Genomic DNA, 20,540 nt, shown 5'->3' with positions numbered 1-20,540 from the left:
CTGTGGCGCAGTGCCGGGTGTCCCGGCCGTCCGAGAGGAGTCCGTCATCGCCACCGCGATCACCACGCAGAGCTGGCTGTACGCCGAGGAGTTCGTCATCGAGGACGAGCACCTGCTCAATGCGCGCGCGCGTGCGGACGAGGTCGGCGTCGCCCCGATCGGCCCGGGTGGGGGCGCCGCGCTGCGTCTGCTTGCCGCCGTCTCCGGCGCCAGCGCCGTCGTCGAGGTCGGGACCGGGACGGGCGTGTCCGGGCTGTGGCTGCTGCGCGGGATGCGGCCCGACGGCGTCCTGACCTCGGTCGACCGCGAGGCCGAGCACCAGCGTCTCGCCCGTGCGACGCTGACCGAGGCCGGCATCGCCCCCAACCGTTTCCGTCTCATCTCCGGATCTGCCGTCGAGGTGCTCCCTCGCCTCGCCGACGGCGGGTACGACCTCGTCTTCATCGACGCCGACAAGCGCGACTACCCGCTGTTCGTCGAGGAGGCCGTCCGCCTGCTGCGTCCAGGCGGTGTGCTGGCCTTCGACAACGCGCTCTGGCACGACCGCGTCGCCGACCCCGCCCGGCGCGACGAGGACACGGTCGCCGTGCGCGAGCTCGGCAAGGCCCTGCTCGACGACGAGCGGTTCCTCCCGGCGCTGCTCCCGGTCGGCGACGGCCTGCTGGTCGCCCAGCTGCGCGCCGCCTGATCGGCGTCACTGCCGCAGCTCGGCGTCCTCGCTGAGCCGCTCGGCCAGCTCGGCACGCGACCCGATCCCGAGCTTGATGTAGACGTGCCGCAGGTGGTACTCGACCGTCTTCGGGCTCAGGAAGAGTGCGGCAGCCGCCTCCCTGGTCGTACGACCGTCGCCGAGCAGGCGCGCGACCTGCAGCTCTTGGGGGGTCAGCGGCTGCTCGGCCCCCACCGCCCGGCGTTGGGCGCGCTCCCCCGTGGCGGCGAGCTCGGTCGACGCCTGCTCGGCCCAGGGCACGGCGGTGAGACGGTCGAACGTGTCCAGCGCCTCCCGGAGGACGCTGCGTGCCTCGGTCCGACGCCGCGCGCGCCGCAGGTAGGCCCCGTACGCCAGCTGGGTCCGCGCCCGCTCGTACGCGTCGGGGCTCAGCGCGTGCTGCGCCAGCGCCGCCTCGTACCGCTCCTCCGGGTCGATCCCCACCAGGGCGACGGCCCGGTGGGCGCGGGCCTTCGACCAGGGCTGGCCCTTGGCGGCGGCGCGCTGCTCGAAGATCGTCGCCTCGGTGTGGGCGGCGCCGACGTCGCCGACCCGCAGGAGGCACTCCACGAGCTCCGGCGCCGGTGAGAGGTCGGGGTCGTCGATGCCGAGGTGCCGGACCAGCGCCTGCTGGGCGCGGTAGTGGCCGACGGCGTCCTCGTACCGGCCGAGGCCCGCAGCGAGGTCTCCCCACGCGAACGTCAACCACGTGCGCCCGAAGTTCAGCCGGCTGCGCACGCACTGGCGCTCGGCCTCCTCGGCCACCCGCCGCATGTCCTCCTCGCGGCCGCGGCGTGCGAGGAGCCAGGCCAGGCCCGCCTGGGAGATCGCCTCGTCCGTCCGCTGTCCGGACTCCCGCGCGAGCGCGATGGCCTCGCGGTACGCGGCCTCCGCCGACGTCCACCGATCGGTCGCGGCGTCGTCGCGCGCCGCGTGGAAGAGGAGGAACGGCAGCGTCCCCGCGGCCGCCTGCTCGCGGGCGTCGGAGACGACCCTCTCCATCAGCACGCGGGTCTCGCCGGACTCGCGCAACCACATCGGACCGAGGAGCACCCACGCCCGCCACCGCGGGTCGTCGACGAGGTCGCCGGCGCCCGAGGCCGACACGGCGCGCCTGATCCGCTCCGCACCGGCGTCGCCCTCGCCGATGATGACCCGGCCGATCCCCGCGGCCAGCTCGCCGAGGATGCGGCTGCGCGTGTGCTCGGTGCGGTTTTGGTACGCGTCGAGCCGCTCCAGCACCGTACGGACGGCGGCGGCGTCGCCGAGGTAGACGCAGGCGTACACGGCCTCGGCGAGCAGCAGCACCGCCAGGTCCGGGTCGTCGGCCGAGATCGGCTGCGACGCCTCGAGCAGGAGGTCGCGTGCCTCGACGAGCGAGCCGCAGCGTGCGCTCACGACGCCGCGCAGGGCGAGGGCGCGGCGTCGTGCCTGCTCCTCCGGGGCTGCGGCGACCGCGTCGCCGAGCATCTCCAAGGCCCGGTCGGCGAGTCCGCCGAGCCACGCGTGCTCGCCTGCGAGGGTCAGCCGCCGGGCACGCTGCGCCGGGTCGGCGCTGGCGTGCGCGGCGCGCTCACCCCAGCCCGAGGCGACCGCGTACGCGCGTCGGCGCGCGGCCGAGGTGGTGGCGTCGTCGAGGATCGCGGCGGCCTCGGGATCGGGGCCGATCGTGGCCGCAGACACGTGCAGCGCCCTGCGGTCGAGGTCGCGCGCCGGGAGGGCGTCGGCCAGCAGGCGGTGGAGCCGGCGACGCAGGCCGGGCGCGGTGGCCTGGACCAGCGACGCCCGCATCAGCGGGTGGAGGAAGCGGACGCGGTCGGCCTCGACCTCCACGAGCTCGGCCTCCTCCGCCTCGACCAGCCGCGCGAGATCGGTGCCGGCGGCGGTGCAGGCGGCCGCGACGGTCGCCAGGTCGAGGTCGCCGGCGAGCGCGGCGACCGTGAGCGCGGTGCGCGCAGGCGGGCTCAGCATCTCCAGGCGCCCGGTGAACGCCTGCTCGATCAGCCGAGGCACGGGCACCGTGCCGAGGTCGCGCGTCAGGAGGTCGGGGCGGCGGGCCATCTCGAGCGCGGCGAGCGGATTGCCTCCGCTCATCGCGTGCAGCCTGTCGACCTGGGGCGTGGAGAGCCCGCGGGACGCGACCAGCTCGCGGCACTCGTCGTGCGACAGCCCTGCGAGGTCGAGCCGGTCGAGGTCGGCGACGAGCTCGTCCACCCCCTCGCTCGGGCGCGCGGCGAGGACGACCGCGACCGAGTCGGTGAGCAGGCGCCGCGCGGCGAAGAGGATGGCGTCGATCGACGGCCGGTCGAGGTGGTGGAGATCGTCCACGAGCAGCAGGAGCGGCTCCTCCTCGGCCGCACGGCTCACCAGACCGAGGGTGGCCGCCGAGACCGCGAACCGCTCCCCCGGCCCGGCGGTCGCCTCGCCGGCGGGCCTCGCCCCCAGCGCGAGCGCCTGCGACAGCGCCTCGGCCTGCACCTCGGGGAGCGCGTCGAGGTGGCCGAGCACCGGCCGGAGCAGCTGAGCGAGGCCGGCGAAGGGCAGGTCGCGCTCCGGCTCCGCACCGGCGGCCGACAGCACACGCAGCCCCTGGGCGGTCGTACGCGCCTGGTCGAGGAGCGTGGACTTGCCGATCCCCGCCTCGCCGACGACGACGAGGACGCCGCTGGACCCGCGCCGCGCGCCCTCCAGCAGCTCCGCGACCACGGCAGACTCCTGCGCTCGTCCCACGAGCATCCTCCGAGGCTAGTCATCGGCAGGGCTGCGTCGGGGTGGTTTGGAGACCAGGGGGGTCACCTGATGCGACGGCCTGCCGCCCGTTCCTAGCGTGAAGCGCACCGAACAGCTCACCGAGGAGGGTGACATGACTGCACAGATCGACACCGAGCCGATCGACGAAGGCGTCTTGATGTCGTTCGTCTTCCGGGCCGTCGACGAGGTCGGGGCGACGCTCAACGCCGCCCTGGTCGTACTCGGCGACAAGCTCGGCTACTACCGCGCGCTGGCCGACGGCGGCGCGCTCACGCCGTCAGAGCTCGCCACGCGTACGGGCACCGCCGAGCCGTACGCCCGGGAGTGGCTCAACGCGCAGGCCGCCGGACAGTTCGTCCGGTACGAGCCCGACACAGGCCGTTACGTGCTCCCAGCCGAGCACGCCGTCGCGCTGACCGACGAGGAGAGCCCGGCGTTCCTGCCGGGCCTGTTCCAGATCGCGCTCGGCACGGTCGCCGACTCGTCGCACGTCGTGGAGGCCGCGCGTGACGCGGCCGGCATCGGCTGGCACGAGCACAGCACCGACGTCCACCTCGGGTGCGAGCGGTTCTTCCGCCCGAGCTACCTCGCGCACCTGGTCGACGACTGGCTGCCGGCCGCCGGTGCCGCGGACAAGCTGCGCGAGGGTGCGGCGGTCGCCGACATCGGCTGCGGCCACGGCGCCTCGACCATTCTCATGGCCGAGGCCTTCCCGCGCTCCCTGTTCGTCGGGTCGGACTACCACGCGGCGTCGATCGACGTCGCGCGCGAGCGTGCCAAGGAGGCCGGCGTGGCCGACCGGGTCCGGTTCGAGGTGGCGTCCGCCCAGACGCTCGACACGGGCAGGTACGACGTGGTGACGACCTTCGACGCGCTGCACGACATGGGCGACCCGGTCGGCGCCGCGCGGCACGTGCACCAGGTGCTGGCCGACGACGGCGTCTGGATGATCGTCGAGCCGATGGCAGGTGACCGCGTCGAGGACAACCTCAACCCGGTGGGACGGGCGTACTACGGGTTCTCGACCCTGCTGTGCACGCCCGCCTCGCTCTCGCAGGAGGTCGGCCTGGCCCTGGGGACCCAGGCGGGTCCGGCCAAGATCCGCGAGATCACCACGGCGGCAGGGTTCTCCCAGTTCGCCTCGGTGGCCGAGACGCCCTTCCACAGGGTGCTCGCCGTACGGAAGTGATCCACGGCCGGCACGGGTGCCGGCAGACAACGGGGGGCCGTCGCACCCGTCTGCAGAGGCAGACTGGGTGCGACGGCTGCGAAGGAGAGGCGAGGATGCGTGCCAGACAGCCCGACGACCGCGGCACGGTCGTACGCGAAGGGGTCGCGATCGCGTACGAGGTGTTCGGGGACGCGCCGCGCACGATCCTCTTGATGCCGACCTGGTCGATCATCCCCTCGCTGACCTGGAAGGCACTGGTCCCCTCGTTGGCGCGGCACTTCCGCGTCGTCACCTTCGACGGCCGCGGCAGCGGCGGCTCGGACCGCCCCGTCGGTTCGGCGGCCTACGACGACGAGGAGTACGTCGCCGACGCGCGCGCCGTCCTGGCGCGGGTGCGCCGCGGCCGCGAGCCCGACCCCGTGCTCGTGGTCGGCCTCTCGTGCGGCGTGGCCTGGTCGCTCGCGCTCGCGCTCGAGGCGCCCGAAGAGGTGGCCGGCGTGGTGGCGATCAGTCCCGCGCTGGGGCTCGTGCCGGGGATCGCCGCGCGCGAGAGGCATGCCTTCCTGGACGAGCCGACGGACGCAGTCGAGGAGCCCACAGGGTGGCGCACCTTCAACCGGCACCACTGGCTGCACGGCGACTACGACGCGTTCCTCCGGTTCTTCTTCGCACAGATGGTGAGCGAGCCGCACTCGACCAAGCAGATCGAGGACTGCGTCGCGTGGGGCCACGAGATCGGGCCGGAGCGGCTCGTCGACACCGAGCTCGCCCGCACGGTCTGCCGCAGCCCCGGGTTCGCCCGGCGCGTGGTGCAGACCGACGTCCCGGTGCTCGTGATCCACGGCGACGACGACCGCGTGCGACCGTACGCCGAGGGTGTCGCGCTCGCCGAGGCCACGGGCGGGTCGCTGCTCACGATCGCCGGCGGCGGTCACGCGCCGCACGCCCGGGAGCCCGTGGTGGTGGGCCGCGCGATCCGCGAGTTCGCGGGGCGGCTGTGGCCCGAGACCGCCGAGCGCCGTACGTGGACGCGAGGGCGTCGGCGCCCCCGCCGAGCCTTGTACCTGACCTCGCCGATCGGCCTCGGCCACGTCCGTCGCGACCTCGCGATCGCCGACGCGCTGCGCAAGCACCACCCCGACCTGCAGATCGACTGGCTGACGCAGGAGCCCGCGACCGCGGTGCTCGCCCGCGCCGGCGAGCACGTGCACCCGGCCTCGGCGTTCCTCGCGAGCGAGTGCGCGCACGTCGAGGACGAGGCCGCCGAGCACGACCTCCACGCGTTCCAGGCGATCCGGCGCATGGACGAGATCCTCGTCGCCAACTTCGGCGTGTTCGACGACCTCGTCCGCGAGGAGCCGTACGACCTCGTCATCGGTGACGAGGCGTGGGACGTCGACCACTACCTGCACGAGAACCCCGAGCTGAAGAGGTTCGCGTTCGCGTGGCTCACCGACTTCGTCGGCTGGATCCCGATGGCCGACGGCGGGCCGGAGGAGGCGGCGCTCACCGCCGACTACAACGCCGAGATGCTCGAGCAGCGGGCGCGCTTCGGGCGGGTGCGCGACCGGTCGGTGTTCGTCGGCAACCCGGCCGACGTGGTGGACGAGCCGTTCGGGCCCGGCCTGCCGAGGATCCGGGAGTGGACCGAGGAGAACTTCGCATTCTCGGGCTACGTCACCGGGTTCGACCCGCTCGGGGAGGCCGACCGGGTCGCCGTACGAAGGTCGCTCGGGCTCGGGCCCGACGACCTCCTGTGCGTCGTCACCGTCGGCGGGTCCGGCGTCGGTGAGGCGCTCCTGCACCGGCTGCTCGACGCGGTGCCGCTGATCCGGCGCGCAGAGCCCCGGATGACGTTCCTCGTCGTCACCGGCCCACGGATCGACCCGCGCACGCTGCCGCGGCGTCGGGGCGTGCGTCTGCGGGGGTTCGTGCCCGACCTGCACCGGACGCTCGGTGCGGCCGACGTCGCCCTCGTCCAGGGCGGGCTGACGACGTGCATGGAGCTGACGGCCCAGCGCGTCCCGTTCGTCTACGTCCCGCTGCGCCACCACTTCGAGCAGAACGTCCACGTGCCGCACCGGCTCGCGCAGTACGGAGCCGGGCACCGGCTCACGTACGAGGAGGCTCGTGACCCTGACGCGCTCGCGAGCGCCCTGCTCGCCGTGACCGGCCGGACGCCCGACACGAGACCCGTCGAGACCGACGGCGCCGACCGCGCAGCGGCGCTGCTCGCCGACCTGCTCTGACCTGGCTGTGACCGGTACGGGTCCTCGCCGCAGCTCGCGCGGCGAGGACCCGTACGGTCAGCAGCAGACGATCATCCGAAGGAGGCGCTGGGCGCGAAGCCCGCGGCACCTTCCGCGATCGCCACGATCTCGCACTCCTCGATGAGCTCCGGGCCGCGGCCGATGATCTGCGAACCGGGAGCCGTCTCCGCGGTGGCGGTGAACGACTCCTGGAACGCGGCCCGCTCGGCATCGTCGGCAAAGACGTACACGCCCTCGAACCAGGCGCCTTCACGTGCGCGCCAGGTCTTGAACGCGAGGCCGTCCTTGCCCGCGAATCGCTCGTACGAGGTGTCCCGGACGTACTCCTTCAACCGGTCGAGCGTGCCGACGGGGGCGTCACGCAGCGACCAGCGGACGGTCAGGCCGGGGTGCGAGGCCACTCAGACAGCCTTCAGGGCGTCACCGAGGTCGGAGGCCTCATCGTTGGTGAGCTCGACGACGAGGCGCCCACCACCCTCGAGCGGGACCCGCATCACGATGCAGCGTCCCTCCTTGGTGACCTCCAGCGGGCCGTCCCCGGTCCGAGGCTTCATGGCCGCCATGCGTTCCCCTCTCCTTCGTGCGCAGCGCCGACGCGTGCACCTTGAGTGGCCCTATTATCGCGCACGCCCGCGTCATCAGTGAATGCGGCAGACTGACGCCATGACTGAACCCGGCACTTCCGTCACGTACGACCTCTCCGACGCGGTCGCGACGATCACCCTCTCGCGCCCCGAATCGCTCAACAGCTTCGACACCGTCACCAAGGTCGCCTTCCGCGACGCCCTGCAGGAGGCGGCCGCCGACGACGCCGTCCGGTGCGTCGTGGTGACCGGATCGGGCCGCGCGTTCAGTGCGGGCCAGGACCTCAAGGAGCACATCGAGGCGTTGCGAAGCGAGGAGTCGTCGCTGGGCAGCACCGTCGAGGAGCACTTCAACCCGATGGTGCTGGCGATCACGCAGATGCCGAAGCCGGTGATCGCCGCGGTCAACGGCATCGCCGCCGGCGCAGGGGCGTCGCTCGCGTTCGCGGCCGACTTCCGCATCCTCGCCTCCTCGGCAGGGTTCAACCTCGCGTTCGCCGGGATCGCCCTCTCCGCCGACACGGGTGCCTCCTGGACGCTCCAGCGGCTCGTCGGTCTGCCCAAGGCGACCGAGCTGCTGATGCTCCCGCGCACCGTCGGCGCCGAGGAGGCCGCCCAGCTCGGCCTGGCCACGAAGGTCGTCCCCGACGACGAGCTGGCCGCGACGGTGCGTGAGCTCGCGACCCGGCTGGCGTCGGGTCCGACCATCGCGTACGCCTCGCTGAAGCGCGCCCTCGCGTTCTCCGCCACCCACTCGCTGCCGGAGTCGCTCACCAACGAGGGGCGGCTGATGTCGCTGACCGGGGCGACCGCCGACCACCGGGCGGCCGTGGAGGCGTTCGTCGCCAAGGAGAAGCCGACCTTCGTCGGCAAGTGACTCCTCGCGCCGGGGACCTCAGACGCGTCGGCCGCCGAGGGCCTTGAGGAGGCCGTGCGGTGCGGTCCGCGTCAGATAGGCCCGCGACGGGCGGCGGCCGAGCTCGACCGTGACCAGCTGTCCGTCGAGACGGTGGTTGAACCACTGCGAGAGGGTGCCGTGGCATCCGGAGCCGCACGAGAAGGAGCGCTTCGGCAGCTTCAAGTGCCTGGCCAGGCGGCGGGCGAGCGGGCGGTTGCCGGTGCCGCTCGTGTCGATCCCGTACAGCGGCTGGTGGAACGAGACGACCTGGTCGGGGGCGACGCGACGCAGAAAGCGCATCATCGCCTTCGTCTCCGGCTCGGAGGCGGCGCGCGGCCCGGACCAGGTCGTCCCCCGCTTCGAGCGTTTCCACTTGCGCGGGAAGTTCCGGTTGAGGTCGACGCCGCGGGCGTTGCGGCGGGCCTTGCGAGCGACCCCGTCCGGGTTGGCGTTCGGCACGATCCAGAGGTCGAGCCCCTCGATCGGCCGGCCGTCGCGCAGCGTCCGCAGGATGACCTGGGGCTTGCGCTCATCCCCGTGCATCGCCGCGATGACCACCGCCGAGCGGCGCGCGCCGGGGTCGCCGAGGCGGTAGGCCACCAGGTCACGGCCCCGGCGCGACTGCCCGAAGACCACGCGCTCGACCACCGCCGGCCGTGCATCGGCACGCGCCGACGTCTCGGCCGCCCCGGAGGGAGCCGCGACCGCCGGGCCGACGAGGACGGCGGCAGGGAGCGTGGCGAAGGCGACACCGAGCCGGAGGACGCGCGAAGGGACTGACATGCGCCCGATCTTCGCTCAGGCAGCGCCTGTCTGCACGTGGCAGCCGGCCAGGTGGTCGTCGACCATGCCGGTCGCCTGCATCAAGGCGTACGCCGTGGTCGGCCCGACGAACACGAACCCGTGGCGCTTGAGAGCGGCGGCCAGCGCCTTCGACTCCGGGGTGACGGCAGGCACCTCGGCGGACGTCGCCGGACGGGGACGCGCCGGGGGCGCGAACGACCACACGAGCTCGGCGAACCGCCCGTCGAGGGCGCGCACGGCGGCGGCGTTCGCGATCGTCGCCTCGACCTTCGTGCGGTTGCGGATGATGCCGGCGTCGCTGAGCAGCTCGGCGACCCGCGCCCCGTCGTACGCGGCGACGACCTCGGGGTCGAACCCCGCGAAGACCTCGCGGAAGCGCGGCCGCTTGCGCAAGACGATCGCCCACGACAGCCCCGACTGGAACGCCTCGAGGGTCAGCCGCTCGAACAGCCCGCGCTCGTCGCGGACAGGCCGCCCCCACTCCGCGTCGTGGTAGGTCCGCATCTCGTCCGACGACTCGGCCCAGGGGCAGCGCGCGAGACCGTCGGCGCCGACCACCGCCTCACTCACCGGCGCTCTCCTCGTCCGAGACCTCGGCGGCCTTCTCGCGGGCCTCGGCGTCGGCCTCCAGGCGTGCGAGCAGGGCGTCGACCTCGTCGCGGGCGTACCCCCGCCACGCCACGGTGAACCGGACGGCACGCAGGTCCTGGGCCGTCAGCTCACCATCGGCCGGCACCAGCACGTCGCGCCGCGTCGACACCGGTGGCGCGAGCGCCCCGACCCGCCCGGCCACCACGGTGACGGCGGCACCGACGACGAGCGCACCCACGACGACTCCGATCCAGATCACGCCTACGATCGTGCCATGGAGCTCCGACTGCGCGACCGCGTGTTCGCGCCCGGGGCGCACGCGGTCATGGCGATCGTGAACCGTACCCCCGACTCCTTCTACGACCGAGGCCGCACCTACGCGTTCGACGACGCGCTCGCCTACCTCGACGCCGTCGTCGCCGACGGGGCCGACATCGTCGACGTGGGCGGGGTGAAGGCCGGGTACGGCGAGGCGGTCGATGCCGCCGAGGAGCTGCGCCGCACGGCGGACTTCGTCGAGGCCGCCCGCGCCCGCTACCCCGAGCTCGTGCTCAGCGTGGACACCTGGCGCAGCGAGGTCGCCGACGTGCTGTGCGCGCGGGGCGCCGACCTGGTGAACGACACGTGGGCCGGCCACGACCCCGAGCTGGTCGACGTCGCGGCGCAGCACGGAGCCGGCATCGTCTGCAGCCACACCGGCGGCCTCAGCCCGCGGACGGACCCCTTCCGGCCCGCCTACGACGACGTGGTCGCGGACGTGGTCGCGCGCACCACCGCCCTGGCAGAGCGCGCGGTGGAGGCAGGCGTCGCGCCGGAGGGCGTCCTGCTCGACCCCACGCACGACTTCGGCAAGAACACCCGCCACTCGCTGCTCCTCACCCGCCGGATCGGGGAGCTCGTCGCGACGGGCTGGCCGGTGATGGTGGCGCTGTCGCGCAAGGACTTCGTCGGCGAGACGCTCGACGTCGACCGCGACGACCGGTTGCCCGGCACCCTCGCCGCCACCGCCTGGTCAGCGGCCGCGGGCGTGCGGGTGTTCCGGACGCACGACGTGACGGCGACGCGCCAGTGCCTCGACATGGTCGCGTCGATCACCGGGACGCGTCAGCCGGCCGTGTCCCGGAGAGGCCTGGCGTAGGCCGACACCTCGCCGATGAACACCTCGTAGACCTCGCGCGCCTTGACGCTGTCGCGGTCGACGAGCCACGTCAGCACCACGCCGTCGTTGATGACCACCAGCATGCGGGCGAGCACGTCGAGCGGCACCGTCCACTCGATCTCGCACACCTCGGCGACCCGCTCGAGGACGCGCTGCGCCGTCTCCTGGTAGGTCGCGTACTGCCACCGGGCCAGGTCGTTGAAGCCCGCGTGACGCAGCGCGTGCGCCGCGACCTCGAACGTGAGCAGGTGGCCGTCGGGGTCGCCCTCGACCGAGCTCCACAGCTGGGTGAAGCTCTTCTCGAGCAACGAGCTGACGTCGTGGTCGCCGGAGACCGCCACGTCGGTCACCGTGTCGATGTACTGGTCGGCCATCCGCGAGATCATCGCCCGCAGCAGTTCCTCCATCGAGGAGAACACGTAGTGGACGATCCCGGGCGTCGCTCCGGCCTCGGCGGCGACCGTACGGGTGCTCACGGCGCCGACCCCGTCGCGCTTGGCGACCACGAGCGCAGCCTCGATGAGCTGTTCACGTCGCTGTTGCGAGGAGACGCGCACGTGTTCTCCGTCCGTTCGGCTGTCCCGGCAATTCTGCCGTACGGCAGGCTCGCCGGGGGCACGGCGCGCCCGGCGTGCCCGTCGGCGCAGGCGCCGTCAGGCCCCGTGGAACTGCGCGACAACCTCGTCGACGTCGTCGGTGACGATCAACCGGTCGACGTCCTGGGCGACGATCGCCTGCTCCTCGAGCACGGAGTCGTGGAGCCAGTCGAGCAGCCCGTTCCAGTACGACGACCCGAAGAGGACCACGGGGAACTCCGTGACCTTGCGGGTCTGAGCCAGCGTCAACGCCTCGAACAGCTCGTCGAGGGTCCCGTAGCCGCCGGGGAAGACCACGAACCCCTGGGCGTACTTCACGAACATCGTCTTGCGGGCGAAGAAGTAGCGGAAGTTGACCCCGAGGTCGACCCACCGGTTCATCCTCTCCTCGAACGGCAGCTCGATGCCGAGGCCGACGGAGACGCCGCCGCCCTCGCAAGCCCCGCGGTTCGCCGCCTCCATGATCCCCGGCCCGCCACCGGTGATCACGCCGATCCCGGCCTCGGCGAAGCGGTGCCCGACCTCACGAGCCGCCTCGTACCAGCGCGTCCCTGGTCCCATGCGCGCCGACCCGAACACGCTCACCGCGGGACCGAGCTCCGAAAGCGCGCCGAAGCCCTCGACGAACTCGGCCTGGATCCGCATCACCCGCCACGGGTCCGTGTGGACCCAGTCGCCGGGGCCGCGGGAGTCGAGAAGTCGTTGGTCGGTGGTGGTCGGCGGGATCTGTCCTCGCCGCAGGACCACCGGACCCCGGATCCGCTCGTCCTCCTCGGCCTCGCCCACCGGCGGAGCCCCACCCGGCCAGTCGTTGCTCATCCCTGTCCTCCTTCGCCGCCCAACCATGCCTGGAGACGCTGCTCGACGTCGCGCAGCTGCGCCACCGGGACCCGCTCGTCCTGCTTGTGGGCCAGCAAGGGGTCGCCGGGCCCGAAGTTCACCGCCGGGACGCCCAGCGACGTGAACTGGGCGACGTCGGTCCAGCCGAACTTGGGGTTGACCTTGCCGCCCATCGCCTCCACGAAGGCGGCTGCCGCGGGCCGGTCGAGCCCGGGCATCGCGCCTGGGGCGCTGTCGGTCACCACCACCTCGTACCCCTCGAAGAGGCCGCGGAGGTACGCCAACGCCTCCTCCTCCGTACGGTCCGGCGCGAAGCGGTAGTTCACGCTCAGGCGGGCCTCGTCGGGCACCACGTTCGAGGCGACACCGCCGCTGACGCCGACCGCGTTGACGCCCTCGCGGTAGGTGAGACCGTCGATGACCGGCGTACGGGCCTGGTGCTCGGCGAGCCGCTGCAGGAGGGGCGCGAGGCGGTGGACGGCGTTGTCGCCCATCCACGAGCGTGCGGCGTGAGCGCGCTCGCCGCGCGTGACGACGTCGACGCGCAAGGACCCCTGGCACCCCGCCTCGATCACCGCGTTCGAGGGCTCCATGAGGATCGCGAAGTCGCCGGCGAGCAGCTCGGGACGCTCTCTGGCCAGTCGCCCGAGCCCGTTGGCCGAGGCCTCGATCTCCTCGGCCTCGTAGAACACGTACGTCACGTCGCGCACGGGAGCCGGGACGTGTGCGGCGGCACGGAGGGCGACGGCGACGCCGCCCTTCATGTCGCACGAGCCCAGTCCCCACAGGTCGTCCCCGTCGAGCCGCGAGGGGAGGTTGTCGTTCGCCGGCACGGTGTCGAGGTGCCCCGCGATCACCACCCGGCTGTCGCGGCCGAGTTGCGTACGGGCGACGAGCGTGTGACCGTCACGGACGACCTCGAGGTGCGGCAGCGCGCGCAGCGTCGCCTCGACGGCGTCGGCGACCGCCTTCTCCTGCCGGCTCTCGGACGGGATGTCGACGAGGGCGGCGGTGAGGGCGACGACGTCCGCGTCGAGGTCGAGCGAGCTCATGACGCCCATCCCATCACGCCTGCGGACGCGCGAGAGCGTCGGCCACCACCGTGAGGTCGGCGACGAGGGCGTCGAAGTCGGTCTCCCGCTCGCGCGAGCGGAGCACCGCTGACGGGTGGACCGTCGCCAGCGCCCACCGCGGGACGGGAGAGCGGCTGCTGACGACGCCCGGCCAGTCCTGCGGCCAGTCCTCCAGCCGTCCACGCCGCTCGGTCAGGCGGAAGTCCATGCCGAGCACGGCGTGCGCCGCCGTCGCCCCGAGCAGCACGACCCCCTCAGGGCGGGTGACCTTCAGCTCCGCGACGAGCCACGGCCGGCACGCGACGACGTGGCCCGCCGAGGGCGTCTTGTGGATGCGGCGCTTGCCACGGGCGTCGCGCTCGAACCGGAAGTGCTTGACCGCGTTGGTGAGGTATGCCGTCTCCGTGGAGACACCGGCGGCGTCGAGCGCCTGGTGGAGGAGCCGTCCCGCCGGGCCCACGAACGGCTCGCCCTCCCGGTCCTCGACGTCGCCGGGCTGCTCCCCCACGAGCACCAGACGGGCTCGCGCCGGGCCGTCGCCCATCACGACCTGGGTCGCGTCGCGGTAGAGGTCGCACCCCTCGCATCCTCGTGCCGCCGCGTGCAGGCTGCGCCGCGACGGGCGGGACGGCACGTACGCGCCCGCCCCGGGATACGAAGGGCGCGGCGTCACGTCTGCTCCGCGAACACGCAGAACTCGTTGCCCTCCGGATCGGCCATCACGGTCCACGCCACCACGTCGTCGGGCTCACGGAGCACCCGCGCTCCTCGCCGTACGAGGTCCTCGACCGCACCCGGTCCGCCGGTGACGTCCCAGTGGATGCGGTTCTTGACCGTCTTGGGCTCCGGCACGTCGGCGAACACCAGTGCCTCGAAGGGCGCGCCAGGCGGGACGACCCAGCTGAACCCGCGACCCTCGTCGTGGACCTCGACGCCGAGGACGTCCGCCCACCACTGGGTGATCGTCTCGTGGTCGGCCGCGTCCACGGCGACCTCGTACAGCCGGTACGGCTCGGGGTGGGCCGCCCACCAGTCGTCGTCGCGCTCGAAGATGCACAGCTCGCCGCCGCCCTCCGCGTCGCCCATCACCGTCCACGGGGTGTCCCACCCCGGCAGCCGGACGGCCCCCATCGCCTCGTACTCGGCGACCGAGCGGCCGTGCACGTCGAAGTGGACGCGCTGCTTGACCGTCCTCGGCTCGGGGACGGCGTTGATCCACACCCGGTGCTCGGGGGTCGGACCGCGCAGCACCGCGTCACCGTCAGGCAGCTCCTCGGCACGGAGCCCGAGCGCCGCTGCCCAGAAGGCGGTCGCCACCGGCACGTCGTTCACGTCGATGCACAGGTCTTTGAACCGGACGTCAGCCATCTCCGCACCCTAGGCCACGGGAGGCCCTGGGACCGCTCGATAACCTGGGCCGCATGACCTCCTCCCCGCAGCCCGCCTGGGCGTACGGCATCGCCACGCTCACCGAGGACGGCACGGTCCTCGACGTCTGGTACCCCAACCCCGCGCTCGGCGCCTTCGACGGCACCGCCGAGCCGAGCGGCCTGACCGCCCTCGAGGGTGAGGACGAGGTCCGCCGGGTCCGTCGTACGGTCGTCCGCACCGAGATCGGCGACCTCGCGACGCCGCCCGTCGACGCGTACGACGTCTACCTGCGGCTGCACCTGCTGTCGCACCGCCTCGTCCGCCCTCACGGCGCGAACCTCGACGGCCAGTTCGGCCTGCTCGCCAACGTCGTGTGGACGTCGATCGGTCCGTGCGCCGTCGAGGGCTTCGAGGAGACGCGGCTGCGGGCGCGCGCGGCGGGTCTCAACGTGGCCGTCACGAGCGTCGACAAGTTCCCTCGGATGACCGACTACGTGCTGCCGTCGGGCGTGCGCATCGGGGACGCCGACCGCGTCCGCCTCGGAGCGCACCTCGCCGAGGGCACGACTGTGATGCACGAGGGTTTCGTCAACTTCAACGCGGGCACGCTCGGGCACGCGATGATCGAGGGCCGCATCAGCGCCGGGGTCGTCGTGGGTGACGGCACCGACGTCGGCGGGGGCGCCTCGATCATGGGCACGCTCTCCGGTGGGGGCAAGCAGGTGATCAGCCTCGGCGAGAACTGCCTGCTCGGCGCCAACGCCGGCATCGGCATCTCGCTCGGCGACGACTGCGTCGTGGCGGCCGGCTGCTACGTCACCGCGGGGTCCAAGGTGACGCTGCCCGACGGCTCGGTGGTGAAGGCAGCCGAGCTCTCCGGGCACGACAACCTCCTCTTCCTCACCAACTCCGAGACGGGCCGACTCGAGGCGCGCCCGCGCCACGGCAGCGGCATCACGCTCAACGCCGCGCTCCACGCGAACTGAGCGCCGTGGACGCCACCTCACAGCGCTCCGGGCGCGGCGGGGTCGTCCTCCTGGTGCTCGTGCTCCTGGTCGGGCTCGTGGCGGCGGGGATCGTCGTGCTCGCACGCAGCGGTTTCGTCCCGCAGCTGCGTGGTGAGGAGTGCACGGTCGAGGTCGACGGCACGTACGCCACGCTCGACCTCGAGCAGGCCGAGCACGCGTCGCTGATGGCCGCGATCGCAAAGCGTCGCGGACTGCCCGCCAGGGCGGTGACGATCGCGGTCGCGACCGCCTACCAAGAGTCGAAGATGCGCAACATCGACTACGGCGACCGCGACTCCCTCGGGCTCTTCCAGCAGCGACCCTCGCAGGGCTGGGGCACGCCGGAGCAGATCATGGAGCCGCGCTACGCGATCAACCGCTTCTACGACGGCCTCGAGAAGATCGACGGCTACCGCACGATGTCGATCACCGAGGCGGCCCAGGCGGTGCAGCGCTCCGGCTTCCCGGAGGCGTACGCCGACCACGAGGCGTACGGGCGCGCGATCGCGTCGGCGCTCACCGGCAACTCCCCCGGCGCGTTCAGCTGCGTCGTCGACCCCGCGGACGAGACTCCGGCGGCGCTGGGCGAGAACGGGCTGACCGCCGCGGCCGAGGCCGTACGCGTCGACGTCCGGCGCGCGTTCGGACGGCTGCCCACCGGCGGGTACGCCCCGGAGGGCGTGAGCACGGGGCACTCGGCAGGCTCGAAGCACTACGAGGGACGGGCGGTCGACATCTTCTTCCGCCCGGTGAACGCCGAGTCGAAGAAGCAGGGCTGGGCGCTCGCGCAGTACCTGGTCGCCAACGCCAAGCGGCTCGGTGTGGCGACCGTCATCTACGACGCGAAGATCTGGACGGCGCGGCGCGCACCGCAGGGCTGGCGGGACTACTCCCCGCCGGCGCGCGGCGGCGACCGGGCGGTCCTCGAGCACCGCGACCACGTCCACGTCGACGTGTCGTGAGCCGGACGTCATACGAATCGTGGGCGCAGACCCTCGATTCGTATGACGTCCGGGCTGAGGCGTCAGGCGACCGGCTGCTGGGTGAGGACCTTGAAGCTGTACGCGGTCGCGATCAGCGTGATCGGGACCGTGACGAGCAGGCCGATGCCGCACAGGCAGGCGCCCACGATGTTGATGCCGATGAGCGCGAGCGCGAGCAGGAACACCGGGCCGAGGTTGTTGCCGACCAGGCGGAAGCTGGCCTGCAGGGCCTCGAACGGGCTCATCCCCCGGTCGAGCACGAACCACAGGGTGTACCAGGCGAAGAACGTGAAGATGATGCCCGGCAGGACGCACAGCAAAATGCCGACGAACGTGAGCACACCGAGAAGCAGCAGCGTCAGGATGACGGTGCCAGCCCGGTCGCCCCACTTGAAGAAGTCGCCGAACGACGGCTTGTTGCCCGTCGTCTCCTGCAGACCGCCACGGGTCTGCGCGGCCTGCATGAGCCACGACAGGATCGTGCTCGCGATGCCGACGATCACGCCGAGGATGCTCAGGCCGGTCGCCAGGGTGTACCCGTTGTCGTCCCAGGCGTCCGAGCTCGAGTAGTCGAACCCGTTGCCGATGCCGCTCAGCACGGCCTGGATCAGGACGAAGACGAGGGTGACCAGCACCCACACGCCCCAGTTCGCGCGGAACTTGTCCCAGCCGTACGAGATCGCCTGGCCGACGTTCAGCTGCTGGGGCGTCGCGCCGTAGCCGCCTCCACCGGGAGGCGGACCATAACCACCCCCACCGGGAGGTGGACCATAACCACCCCCACCGGGAGGCGGACCATAACCACCCCCACCGGGAGGTGGACCGTACCCGCCCCCACCGGGAGGCGGGCCGTAGCCACCCCCACCGGGAGGCGGGCCGTAGCCACCCTCCCCAGGCGGGCCCTGCGAAGGCGGGGTGGGCGGGTCGTACGGGGGCGGACCGCTCGGCGGCTCGTTGCCAGGTGTCTGATCACCTGGAGGCTGCTGCTGGTCGCTCATGGGGCCGTCTCCTCTGTATCTGTCTGGGAGCGCGTGAAGGCGCTCGACACTTCGGAGGCTAGCCACTCAGAGGTCCCCCCGCTCGCTTTGTGCCAGCGGTCGTCGTTGGCGAGTCGCGCGGGTCGCGGTCAGGGGGTCGTCAGCGCCACGCCGCCAGGCGGTCGACGGCAGCAGCGACCCGCTCGTCGGTGGCAGTGAAGCCGATGCGGACGTGCTCCGATCCCGCTGCCCCGTAGAAGTCGCCGGGGGCCACCAGCACGCCGATCTCGGCCAGCGCGGACACCGTCTGGCGAGCCGGCTCGCCCCGCGTCGCCCAGAGGTAGAGCGACGCCTCGGAGTGGTCGATGCGGAACCCGGCACGCTCGAGCGCGTCACGCAGCTGCGCGCGGCGCCTGGCGTACACCGCGTGCTGCGCGTCGGCGTGCGCGTCGTCGTCGAGCGCGGCACGCATGGCGTCCTGGACGGGCTGGGGGACGATGAGCCCGAGGTTCTTGCGGACCTCGAGCAGCTCCTGCACGATCGCGGGGTCGCCGGCGACGAACGCCGCGCGGTAGCCGGCGAGGTTGGAGCGCTTCGACAGCGAGTGGACGGCGAGGATGCCCTCGTGGGAGCCGTCGCTGACGTCAGGGTGGAGGACGGAGAGCGGCTCGCTCTCCCAGGCGCACTCGAGATAGCACTCGTCGGAGACCAGCAGCACCCCGCGCTCGCGGGCCCACTGGACGGTCTTGCGCAGGTGGTCCACGCCGAGCACGCGCCCCGAGGGGTTGGACGGCGAGTTGATCCACATCAGCGCCGGCGACTGCGGGCCGAGCGCCACCGTCGAGTCGGAGACCACCACGTCGCAGCCGGCGAGGCGGGCACCGACCTCGTACGTCGGGTACGCCAGCTCAGGGAAGACGACGGTGTCTCCAGGGCCCAGACCGAGGTGCAGGGCCATCGAGCCGATGAGCTCCTTCGACCCGATCGCCGGGAGGACTCCGTCGAGCCCGAGCCCGTCGACCCCGTGACGACGGGCGAGCCAGTCCACGGCGGCCTGGCGCAGTGCCGGGGTGCCGACGGTCTGCGGGTAGCCAGGCGCGTTCGAGGCCGAGGCGAGGGCCTCTCGGGCGACGGCCGGCGTGTCGTCGACGGGCGTGCCGATGGACAGGTCGACGATGCCGTCCGGGTGCGAGGCCGCACGTGCCTTCGCCTCCGCCAGCGAGTCCCAGGGGAAGTCCGGGAGCCGCCGCGACACCGAGCGCGCCGCCAACCGCTCGGCAGCGCTCACCGGAGCCAGCGGGCTCGGGTCCGGCATCAGTCCTGGTTCTGCGGGGGCAGAGCAGCGATCATCGGGTGGTCCTTGTCGATCGGACCCATCTTCGCTGCACCGCCGGGCGAGCCCAGGTCGTCGAAGAAGTCGACGTTGGCGGTGTAGTAGTCCTTCCACTCCTCCGGGGTGTCGTCCTCGTAGAAGATGGCTTCGACGGGGCACACCGGCTCACAGGCGCCGCAGTCGACGCACTCGTCGGGGTGGATGTAGAGCATTCGCTTGCCTTCGTAGATGCAATCCACCGGGCACTCGTCGACGCAGGCACGGTCCTTCAAGTCCACGCACGGCTGAGCGATGACATACGTCACGAGGGGTCCACTCCTTCGATCGACCTTTTCAGAACTAGTATCACCCTCTCGCTGGAGGGCTTCGTCGTGAGGTCCACCTAACAGACGAAACACCGTTCCAATTTCAGGCAGGAGCCCTCTCTTGAGCCGTTTCGACGACCTCGTCGGCAAGCGCGTCGTCATCCGGTCGACCGTTCCCGGAGAGCGCGGGCCGAGCGGCGGGCCCGCGCTCACCGACGTCATCGGCCGGCTGCTCGCGCACGACGGCACGACGTTGCGGCTCGAACGACGCGACGGCTCCGAGGTCGAGGTCGCGGTGTCCACCGTCGTCGCCGCCAAGGCGGTCCCCGAAGGCCGCGCACGCGTCCGTACGCGCCCGGCGCTCGACTACTCCCCTGAGGAGCTCGCGCGGATCTGCACCCGTGGCTGGCCGCCTCGGACCCTCGAGATGCTCGGCGAGTGGACCTTGCGCGCCTCCGGCGGCTTCACCGGGCGTGCGAACTCGGCAGGGGTGCACGGCGACCCAGGGACGGACTTCCCCGAAGCGCTGGCGCGCATCGAGGCCTTCTACGCCGCTCACGGGCTTGCACCGAAGGCGCAGGTCATCGACGACACCGTCTGGGCAGGACGGTTCGCCGAGGCGGGCTGGCGCGGGATCGGCGGCACCCACGACCACGCCGTCGTGCAGGTGGCCGACCTCGACGTGGTCCTCACGGCTCCGCGCGCGCCGGAGTCGCCGGCCGAGGTGCGCCTCGCCCCCACGCTGAGCGACACCTGGCTCACGGCCGCCGAGCGCGACGCGAGCGGGTACGACGCCGACGACGTCCGCCACGTGCTCGCGTCGCCGCGGCTCGTGGTCTTCGCGTCGGTCGAGGGCGACCAGGGCATCGAGGCCGTGGCGCGGATGGTCGTCACCGGCGAGTGGGCGGGGCTCTCCAGCGTCCACACCAGCACGTACGCACGCCGGCGCGGCCACGCCGGTCGCCTGCTGGAAGCGTGCGCGACGTGGGCCCGCGACGAGGGCGCCGACAAGGTCTACCTGCAGACGATGCGGCACAACGCCCCCGCGCTCGCGCTCTACGCGAGGTACGGATTCGTCACGCACCACTCGTACCGGTACGTGACGCCGACGGGCTGAC

Annotated in this window: 22 protein-coding genes; 8 read left to right on the top strand and 14 right to left on the bottom strand. The window is 72.6% G+C overall.

Going from position 1 to position 20,540, the window contains the following annotated elements; all coding sequences use genetic code 11:
- The first annotated feature begins 10 nt into the window (after window positions 1-10).
- Window positions 11-688, top strand: coding sequence for an O-methyltransferase (locus NYZ95_RS15105; protein ID WP_308212253.1), 678 nt, complete (start codon window positions 11-13; stop codon window positions 686-688).
- Between the two features lie 6 nt (window positions 689-694).
- On the opposite strand, the gene NYZ95_RS15100 is transcribed toward NYZ95_RS15105, so the two are convergent.
- Window positions 695-3,445 (bottom strand): AAA family ATPase, encoded by a 2,751-nt coding sequence (locus NYZ95_RS15100; RefSeq protein WP_262852149.1) that lies wholly within the window; start codon window positions 3,443-3,445, stop codon window positions 695-697.
- 127 nt (window positions 3,446-3,572) lie between these two features.
- Here NYZ95_RS15100 and NYZ95_RS15095 point away from each other — a divergent pair, with 127 nt between their 5' ends.
- Window positions 3,573-4,649 carry a class I SAM-dependent methyltransferase gene (locus NYZ95_RS15095; protein ID WP_262852148.1) on the top strand — a complete coding sequence of 359 codons (1,077 nt, stop codon included), beginning with the start codon at window positions 3,573-3,575 and terminating at the stop codon, window positions 4,647-4,649.
- 95 nt (window positions 4,650-4,744) lie between these two features.
- Window positions 4,745-6,880, top strand: coding sequence for an alpha/beta hydrolase (locus NYZ95_RS15090; protein ID WP_262852147.1), 2,136 nt, complete (start codon window positions 4,745-4,747; stop codon window positions 6,878-6,880).
- A 71-nt stretch (window positions 6,881-6,951) separates the two neighbouring features.
- Here NYZ95_RS15090 and NYZ95_RS15085 read toward each other — a convergent pair whose 3' ends face one another.
- Together NYZ95_RS15085 and NYZ95_RS15080 are read right to left on the bottom strand one after the other, a co-directional pair.
- The gene (locus tag NYZ95_RS15085) at window positions 6,952-7,302 is read right to left on the bottom strand and encodes a hypothetical protein (protein ID WP_262852146.1); all 351 of its coding nucleotides are present in this window, start codon (window positions 7,300-7,302) and stop codon (window positions 6,952-6,954) included.
- On the bottom strand, window positions 7,303-7,464 hold the full coding sequence (locus NYZ95_RS15080) for a DUF3117 domain-containing protein (RefSeq protein WP_149769619.1): 162 nt from the start codon (window positions 7,462-7,464) through the stop codon (window positions 7,303-7,305).
- A gap of 100 nt (window positions 7,465-7,564) precedes the next feature.
- On the opposite strand from NYZ95_RS15080, the gene NYZ95_RS15075 reads away from it, so the two are divergent.
- Window positions 7,565-8,362, top strand: a complete 798-nt coding sequence (locus tag NYZ95_RS15075; protein WP_262852145.1) for an enoyl-CoA hydratase-related protein — start codon at window positions 7,565-7,567, stop codon at window positions 8,360-8,362.
- Window positions 8,363-8,380: 18 nt separating this feature from the next.
- Here the strand turns inward: NYZ95_RS15075 and NYZ95_RS15070 are convergent, their stop codons facing one another.
- Genes NYZ95_RS15070 through NYZ95_RS20490 form a run of 3 tightly spaced genes read right to left on the bottom strand, consistent with a single transcriptional unit; the run spans window position 8,381 to window position 10,037 of the window.
- Window positions 8,381-9,166: a M14 family zinc carboxypeptidase gene (locus NYZ95_RS15070; RefSeq protein ID WP_262852144.1), complete on the bottom strand. Its 786-nt coding sequence runs from the start codon at window positions 9,164-9,166 to the stop codon at window positions 8,381-8,383.
- Window positions 9,167-9,181: 15 nt separating this feature from the next.
- Entirely contained in the window at window positions 9,182-9,757 is a 576-nt protein-coding gene (locus tag NYZ95_RS15065; protein ID WP_262852143.1) for a DNA-3-methyladenine glycosylase I, read from the bottom strand.
- Window positions 9,750-10,037: a DivIVA domain-containing protein gene (locus tag NYZ95_RS20490; RefSeq protein ID WP_262852142.1), complete on the bottom strand. Its 288-nt coding sequence runs from the start codon at window positions 10,035-10,037 to the stop codon at window positions 9,750-9,752. Before NYZ95_RS20490 ends, NYZ95_RS15065 begins: the two co-directional genes overlap by 8 nt.
- 15 nt (window positions 10,038-10,052) lie before the next feature.
- Here NYZ95_RS20490 and folP point away from each other — a divergent pair, with 15 nt between their 5' ends.
- Window positions 10,053-10,916, top strand: coding sequence for a dihydropteroate synthase (gene folP, locus NYZ95_RS15055; protein WP_262852141.1), 864 nt, complete (start codon window positions 10,053-10,055; stop codon window positions 10,914-10,916).
- On the opposite strand, the gene NYZ95_RS15050 is transcribed toward folP, so the two are convergent.
- The 5 genes from NYZ95_RS15050 to NYZ95_RS15030 all read right to left on the bottom strand — a co-directional run bounded on the left by NYZ95_RS15050 (window position 10,883) and on the right by NYZ95_RS15030 (window position 14,814).
- The gene (locus tag NYZ95_RS15050; RefSeq protein WP_262852140.1) at window positions 10,883-11,494 is read right to left on the bottom strand and encodes a TetR/AcrR family transcriptional regulator; all 612 of its coding nucleotides are present in this window, start codon (window positions 11,492-11,494) and stop codon (window positions 10,883-10,885) included. The genes folP and NYZ95_RS15050 overlap by 34 nt on opposite strands.
- Window positions 11,495-11,590: 96 nt before the next feature.
- Window positions 11,591-12,352, bottom strand: coding sequence for an LOG family protein (locus NYZ95_RS15045; protein ID WP_262852139.1), 762 nt, complete (start codon window positions 12,350-12,352; stop codon window positions 11,591-11,593).
- A complete protein-coding gene (gene dapE / locus NYZ95_RS15040) occupies window positions 12,349-13,425 on the bottom strand; it encodes a succinyl-diaminopimelate desuccinylase (protein ID WP_262852138.1) in 1,077 nt (358 codons plus the stop codon). The genes NYZ95_RS15045 and dapE overlap by 4 nt, the downstream gene beginning before the upstream one ends.
- Window positions 13,426-13,438: 13 nt before the next feature.
- Window positions 13,439-14,119, bottom strand: a complete 681-nt coding sequence (locus NYZ95_RS15035) for a UdgX family uracil-DNA binding protein (RefSeq protein ID WP_262852137.1) — start codon at window positions 14,117-14,119, stop codon at window positions 13,439-13,441.
- Window positions 14,116-14,814, bottom strand: a complete 699-nt coding sequence (locus NYZ95_RS15030; protein WP_262852136.1) for a VOC family protein — start codon at window positions 14,812-14,814, stop codon at window positions 14,116-14,118. Before NYZ95_RS15030 ends, NYZ95_RS15035 begins: the two co-directional genes overlap by 4 nt.
- 53 nt (window positions 14,815-14,867) lie before the next feature.
- Here NYZ95_RS15030 and dapD point away from each other — a divergent pair, with 53 nt between their 5' ends.
- Window positions 14,868-15,803: a 2,3,4,5-tetrahydropyridine-2,6-dicarboxylate N-succinyltransferase gene (gene dapD, locus NYZ95_RS15025; RefSeq protein ID WP_262852135.1), complete on the top strand. Its 936-nt coding sequence runs from the start codon at window positions 14,868-14,870 to the stop codon at window positions 15,801-15,803.
- A gap of 5 nt (window positions 15,804-15,808) precedes the next feature.
- Window positions 15,809-16,786, top strand: coding sequence for a VldE C-terminal domain-containing protein (locus NYZ95_RS20485; protein WP_308212252.1), 978 nt, complete (start codon window positions 15,809-15,811; stop codon window positions 16,784-16,786).
- Window positions 16,787-16,848: 62 nt separating this feature from the next.
- On the opposite strand, the gene NYZ95_RS15015 is transcribed toward NYZ95_RS20485, so the two are convergent.
- The 3 genes from NYZ95_RS15015 to fdxA all read right to left on the bottom strand — a co-directional run bounded on the left by NYZ95_RS15015 (window position 16,849) and on the right by fdxA (window position 19,422).
- Window positions 16,849-17,448 carry a DUF2189 domain-containing protein gene (locus tag NYZ95_RS15015; RefSeq protein WP_262852134.1) on the bottom strand — a complete coding sequence of 200 codons (600 nt, stop codon included), beginning with the start codon at window positions 17,446-17,448 and terminating at the stop codon, window positions 16,849-16,851.
- A 496-nt stretch (window positions 17,449-17,944) separates the two neighbouring features.
- Complete coding sequence (gene dapC / locus NYZ95_RS15010) at window positions 17,945-19,099, bottom strand: succinyldiaminopimelate transaminase (protein ID WP_262852133.1); 1,155 nt, start codon at window positions 19,097-19,099, stop codon at window positions 17,945-17,947.
- Entirely contained in the window at window positions 19,099-19,422 is a 324-nt protein-coding gene (fdxA, locus tag NYZ95_RS15005; protein WP_139086403.1) for a ferredoxin, read from the bottom strand. The genes dapC and fdxA overlap by 1 nt, the downstream gene beginning before the upstream one ends.
- 121 nt (window positions 19,423-19,543) lie before the next feature.
- Here fdxA and NYZ95_RS15000 point away from each other — a divergent pair, with 121 nt between their 5' ends.
- Window positions 19,544-20,539 (top strand): GNAT family N-acetyltransferase, encoded by a 996-nt coding sequence (locus tag NYZ95_RS15000; protein ID WP_262852132.1) that lies wholly within the window; start codon window positions 19,544-19,546, stop codon window positions 20,537-20,539.
- The last annotated feature ends 1 nt before the right edge of the window (window position 20,540 follow it).

Origin of the sequence: Mumia quercus (genome assembly GCF_025506335.1) — a bacterium.
Taxonomy (GTDB): Bacteria; Actinomycetota; Actinomycetes; order Propionibacteriales; family Nocardioidaceae; genus Mumia; species Mumia quercus.
This window is presented reverse-complemented; position numbering and strand designations above follow the sequence as displayed.

Excerpts from the sequence above, each read along its gene's own strand:
- dapE (WP_262852138.1), bottom strand. The coding sequence starts at position 13,425 with ATGAGCTCGCTCGACCTCGACGCGGACGTCGTCGCCCTCACCGCCGCC.
- NYZ95_RS15045 (WP_262852139.1), bottom strand. The coding sequence starts at position 12,352 with ATGAGCAACGACTGGCCGGGTGGGGCTCCGCCGGTGGGCGAGGCCGAG.
- NYZ95_RS15080 (WP_149769619.1), bottom strand. The coding sequence starts at position 7,464 with ATGGCGGCCATGAAGCCTCGGACCGGGGACGGCCCGCTGGAGGTCACC.
- folP (WP_262852141.1), top strand. The coding sequence starts at position 10,053 with ATGGAGCTCCGACTGCGCGACCGCGTGTTCGCGCCCGGGGCGCACGCG.
- NYZ95_RS15095 (WP_262852148.1), top strand. The coding sequence starts at position 3,573 with ATGACTGCACAGATCGACACCGAGCCGATCGACGAAGGCGTCTTGATG.
- dapD (WP_262852135.1), top strand. The coding sequence starts at position 14,868 with ATGACCTCCTCCCCGCAGCCCGCCTGGGCGTACGGCATCGCCACGCTC.
- dapC (WP_262852133.1), bottom strand. The coding sequence starts at position 19,099 with ATGCCGGACCCGAGCCCGCTGGCTCCGGTGAGCGCTGCCGAGCGGTTG.
- NYZ95_RS15070 (WP_262852144.1), bottom strand. The coding sequence starts at position 9,166 with ATGTCAGTCCCTTCGCGCGTCCTCCGGCTCGGTGTCGCCTTCGCCACG.
- NYZ95_RS15090 (WP_262852147.1), top strand. The coding sequence starts at position 4,745 with ATGCGTGCCAGACAGCCCGACGACCGCGGCACGGTCGTACGCGAAGGG.
- NYZ95_RS15075 (WP_262852145.1), top strand. The coding sequence starts at position 7,565 with ATGACTGAACCCGGCACTTCCGTCACGTACGACCTCTCCGACGCGGTC.
- NYZ95_RS15030 (WP_262852136.1), bottom strand. The coding sequence starts at position 14,814 with ATGGCTGACGTCCGGTTCAAAGACCTGTGCATCGACGTGAACGACGTG.
- NYZ95_RS15100 (WP_262852149.1), bottom strand. The coding sequence starts at position 3,445 with ATGCTCGTGGGACGAGCGCAGGAGTCTGCCGTGGTCGCGGAGCTGCTG.